The organism is Azospirillum sp. UFLA03-27 (assembly GCF_059803775.1).
Map to the genome: position 1 here is coordinate 1 of NZ_JAUQTX010000365.1, position 4,630 is coordinate 4,630.

At 70.4% G+C, this 4,630-nt stretch carries 5 protein-coding genes; 1 reads left to right on the forward strand and 4 read right to left on the reverse strand.

Translation table 11 applies throughout. The features are described from left to right. Positions 1-154 precede the first annotated feature (154 nt). Positions 155-514 carry an endonuclease domain-containing protein gene (locus tag Q4I23_RS30575; RefSeq protein ID WP_498528710.1) on the forward strand — a complete coding sequence of 120 codons (360 nt, stop codon included), beginning with the start codon at positions 155-157 and terminating at the stop codon, positions 512-514. A 10-nt stretch (positions 515-524) separates the two neighbouring features. Here the strand turns inward: Q4I23_RS30575 and prfA are convergent, their stop codons facing one another. The 4 genes from prfA to Q4I23_RS30595 all read right to left on the reverse strand — a co-directional run. Continuing rightward, positions 525-1,598: a peptide chain release factor 1 gene (prfA, locus tag Q4I23_RS30580; protein ID WP_498528711.1), complete on the reverse strand. Its 1,074-nt coding sequence runs from the start codon at positions 1,596-1,598 to the stop codon at positions 525-527. Continuing rightward, positions 1,573-2,886, reverse strand: coding sequence for a glutamyl-tRNA reductase (gene hemA, locus Q4I23_RS30585; RefSeq protein WP_498528712.1), 1,314 nt, complete (start codon positions 2,884-2,886; stop codon positions 1,573-1,575). The genes prfA and hemA overlap by 26 nt, the downstream gene beginning before the upstream one ends. Positions 2,887-3,000: 114 nt before the next feature. Then, complete coding sequence (gene ispG, locus Q4I23_RS30590; RefSeq protein WP_454017254.1) at positions 3,001-4,125, reverse strand: flavodoxin-dependent (E)-4-hydroxy-3-methylbut-2-enyl-diphosphate synthase; 1,125 nt, start codon at positions 4,123-4,125, stop codon at positions 3,001-3,003. Positions 4,126-4,244: 119 nt separating this feature from the next. Then, positions 4,245-4,630 (reverse strand): DUF4115 domain-containing protein (locus tag Q4I23_RS30595; protein ID WP_498528713.1); only part of this gene is annotated, 386 nt, incomplete at its 5' end.

Genomic DNA, 4,630 nt, shown 5'->3' on the forward strand with positions numbered 1-4,630 from the left:
GTTATAGTCTCGTGGGCTCGGAGATGTGTATAAGAGACAGGGTCCCCTCCCTCCCCCGCTGCGCAGGGGAGGGCGATCGGTGCGACGTCCTGTTCCCTCCCCTGCGCAGCGGGGGAGGGTTAGGGTGGGGGCCCGTGTTGCCACGCAAGCGCCTATGCGGAACTCCAAGCTGAAATACCGCGCTCGTGACCTGCGCACTCAGCCCACCGACGCCGAACGAGCGCTTTGGCGCCAATTGCGCAGTGAACAGCTCAGCGGATGGAAGTTTCGCCGTCAGCACCCCATTCCCCCCTACATCGCTGATTTCGCCTGCATCCAGGCAAAGCTGGTTGTCGAAGTCGACGGCGGCCAGCACGCCGACTCCGCCTACGACTCCACTCGGGACGAGCATCTGCGCCATCATGGCTGGCGAATCCTGCGCTTCTGGAACAACGACGTGCTCAACAATCCGGAGGGCGTGGCGGCGACGATCCTCACCGCCATCGGCGGGCCGAAACTCCCGGAGGGGGATTGACCAACCCGCCCTACTGCAGTTCCGACAACCGCGCCGCCTCGTCCTCGGCCGTCAGCGCGTCGATCAGCTCGTCCAAGGCCTCGCCGGCCATCACCTTCTCGATCTTGTAGAGCGTCAGGTTGATGCGGTGGTCGGTCACCCGGCCCTGCGGGAAGTTGTAGGTGCGGATGCGCTCCGACCGGTCGCCGGAGCCCACCTGACTCTTGCGGTCGGCGGCGCGAACCTTGTCCTTCTCGGCGCGCTCCCGCTCGTAGAGGCGGGCGCGCAGCACCTTCAGGGCCTTGGCCTTGTTCTTGTGCTGGCTCTTCTCGTCCTGCTGGCTGACCACGAGGCCGGTCGGCAGGTGGGTGATGCGCACCGCGCTGTCCGTCGTGTTCACCGACTGCCCGCCGGGACCGCTGGAGCGGAACACGTCGATGCGCAGGTCCTTCTCGTCGATGTGGATGTCCACCTCCTCCGCCTCGGGCAGCACCGCGACGGTGGCGGCGGAGGTGTGGATGCGCCCCTGCGTCTCGGTCGCCGGGACGCGCTGCACGCGGTGGACGCCCGATTCGAACTTCAGCCGGGCGAAGACGTTGCGGCCGGTGATGTTTGCGATGGCCTCCTTGTAGCCGCCGATGCCGGTCTCGCTGACCTCCATCGTCTCGAACCGCCAGCCGCGCAGGCCGGCGTAGCGGCGGTACATCTCGAACAGCTCCGCGGCGAACAGGGCCGCCTCGTCGCCGCCGGTGCCGGCGCGCACCTCCAGGATGGCGTTCTTCTCGTCCGCCTCGTCCTTGGGCAGCAGGGAAATCTGCACCCGGCGCTCCAGGGCGGGAATGCGGCGGGTGAGGTCGGCGAACTCCTCCTCGGCCAGCGCCTTCATGTCGGCGTCGCCCGCCGCGTCGGCGATCATCCCGGCGAGGTCGGCGGCCTCCGCCTTCGCCTTCTTCAGCTCGGCGATGGCCTCGGCCACCGGGGTCAGGTCGGCGTATTCCTTCGACAGCCGGGCGAAGTCCGCCGGGTCCACCGTCCCCGCCGCCATCGCGTCCCGCAGCTCGTCATGGCGGGCCACGACCCTATTGAACTTCTCGTCCAGGCTCACGTCGCTCGTCCTTATCCAAATCGCTCCCGGCGGGCTCGTCCAACCGGAACAGCCGGAACAGCAGCCGTTCCGCCGCCGCCCGCTCCGCCAGCCCGGCCCCGTCCGGGTCCGCCGCCATGGCGCGCAGCGCCTCCGACGGGCCGTGCAGCAGCCGGTTGACCAGAAGCCGCGTCGCCGACGCCGCGTCCAGCCCCCGCTGCTCGTCCAGCAGGCGCCGCCGCTCCGTCTCGAAATGCGTCCGCAGCGCCGCCACGGCGGGCACCGCGGCGCGCTCGGCCCGGTGGCGGGCGAAGGCCGCCAGGGCGTCGTCCACGATGGTCCAGGCCGCCTGGGTCGCCGCCTCGCGCCCCACCCGCCCTTGCAACGCCACGCGCTCCAGATCGGCGAGGTCGTAGACGAAGGCCTCGTCCAGCCCGGCGACGTCCGGATCGACGTCGGCGGGGATCGCCGCGTCCACCACGAACACCGGGCGCCGGCGGCGGCGCTTCAACGCCGCCCCCAACTGCTGTGCGGAGAGGATATAGCGCCCCAGACCCGCCGCGGTCACCACGATATCCGCGCTGGTCAGCGCCGAATCGAGATCGGCCCAGGGCGCGAAGTGGCTGTCCATCCGCCGCGCCGCCGCTTCGGCCCGGCGATCCACCGGGGCGGCGGCGATCAGCCGGCCCAGCCCAGCCTCGCGCAGCCCCTCCAGCACCAGGGCGCCCATGTCGCCCAGCCCCATCAGCAGGCCGGTGCAGCGCCTCAGGTCGCCGTGCAGATCGCGCGCCACCTGGACCGCCGCGGCGACCAGCGAGGTGGCCCCCTCGGCGATGGGCGTCTCCCGGCGCACCCGCTTGGCAGCACCATAGGCGGCCTGGAGAAGCCCCTCCAGCTCCGGCCCGGACAGGCCGGCGGCGGCGGCGTGGCGGTGGGCGGCCTTGACTTGCCCCAGGATGTGCGGCTCACCGATGATCTGGCTGTCGAGCGAGCAGGCGACGGCGAAGACGTGCCGCACCGCCGCCGCACCGGTCAGGGTGTAGAGCTGCCCGGCGAGGTCGGCCTCGCCCAGCCCCACCCGCTCCGCCATGATCCCGGCGATGGTGAGAGCGGCCTCGTTCGGGCGCTCGTGCACCGCCTGGACCTCGACCCGGTCGCAGGTGCTGAGCCACATGGCCTGGGTGATGCCGGCGGCGCTCAGCCGCTCCAGCATCGCCGGGACCTCCGCCTCCTCCGTCGTCAGACGGTCGCGGATCGCGCCGGAGCAGGACCGATGGCTGGCGCCGATGACGAAGTAGGAAGCGGTCACTCTGACTCTGGCCCAGGCCGCGGCACGGCCCACAAGAATGTTAGGATTGCCGCGGATTTAAGCACGGATGGCACGGGGCGTCCTCAGTTCAATTGTCCGCCCGCGCCGGTTCCGTCACTCGGCGGCCGGTTCCGCCGCCTTGGCCGCCTCGATCTCGGCGGCCTTCTTCTCGACCAGCCCGACGAGGTGGTCAACGATGTTCTGGTCCTTCAGCCGGTGGTCGGTGACGCCGGACAGATAGACCTGATGGGTGTTGTTGCCGCCGCCGGTCAGGCCGATGTCGGTCTCGCGCGCCTCGCCGGGGCCGTTGACCACGCAGCCGATGACCGACAGGGTCAGCGGCGTGGTGATGTGGGCCAGCCGCGCCTCCAGCGTCTCCACCGTCTTGATGACGTTGAAGTTCTGCCGCGCGCAGCTCGGGCAGGAGATGACCGTGACGCCGCGCCGCCGCAGGCCCAGCGACTTCAGCATCTCGTAGCCGACCTGGACCTCCTCCGCCGGCTCGGCCGACAGGGAGACGCGGATGGTGTCGCCGATGCCCGACCACAGCAGCATGCCCAGCCCGATGGACGACTTCACCGTCCCGGCGCGCAGGCCGCCGGCCTCGGTGATGCCGATGTGCAGCGGATAGTCGCAGGCCTCGGCCAAGCCCTGGTAGGCGGCGACGGCCAGGAACACGTCGGACGCCTTCACCGAGATCTTGAACTCGGTGAAGTCATGGTCCTCCAGGATCTTGGCGTGGTTGAGGGCGCTCTCGACCAGCGCCTCGGGGCAGGGTTCGCCGTACTTCTCCAGCAGGTCCTGTTCCAGCGAGCCGGCGTTGACGCCGATGCGCATGGAGCAGCCGTAGTCCTTGGCCGCCTTCACCACCTCGCGCACCCGCTCCGCCGAGCCGATGTTGCCGGGGTTGATGCGCAGGCAGGCCGCCCCGCTCTGCGCCGCCTCGATGGCGCGCTTGTAGTGAAAATGGATGTCCGCGACGATCGGCACCGAGACCTGCGGCACGATCTGCTTCAGCGCCAGCGCCGATTCCTGGTCGGGGCAGGAAACGCGCACGATGTCGGCGCCCACCCGCTCCGCCGCCTGGATCTGCGCCACCGTCGCCGCCACGTCGGCGGTCGGCGTGTTGGTCATCGTCTGCACCGAGATCGGCGCATCGCCGCCGACGAGCACGTTGCCCACCCGGATCTGGCGGGACTTGCGGCGAAGGATCTGGCGGTAGGCGCGCACGCTGCTCATGGGCTATGGCCTCGGGGCATGGATCGGGTCCGGCGCGGTCTTATAGCGCAGCCGGCGTTACGCCTGAAGTGCGGTCCGCCGCGCCGGATTCAAGGGAAAAAGCCGTGGGTAGCCCGTCCTCAATGGGCGGGGGCCGCGCCGCGCAGGGTTGGGGCGTGCTGGTCCAGCGACACGTCGCGCAGCACCTGCCCGACCGCCCCCATCGGCGCGCCGTCCACCCCGTCGGTGACCACGACCAGCCCGCCGGCGTTGCCGGTGCGGACACGGATGCCCGAGCGGTCGGGCACGCGGTAGACGTCGCCCGGCTTCAGCACGCGGGTGAAGATGATCTCGCCACTGTTGTCGCGTACCTGAATCCAGCTGTCCTGCGTGGCGCGGAGCTGGATGCGCGAGGCCGCGTTCTGCGTGCCGTAGACCTTCGACGGCAGCGCCCCATCCGCCGGAGGCGCTGCGGGGGCCGCGGGCGGCAGGCTGGCGATGGCCTGTCTCTTATACACATCTGACG

Excerpts from the sequence above, each read along its gene's own strand:
- ispG (WP_454017254.1), bottom strand. The coding sequence starts at position 4,125 with ATGAGCAGCGTGCGCGCCTACCGCCAGATCCTTCGCCGCAAGTCCCGC.
- Q4I23_RS30575 (WP_498528710.1), top strand. The coding sequence starts at position 155 with ATGCGGAACTCCAAGCTGAAATACCGCGCTCGTGACCTGCGCACTCAG.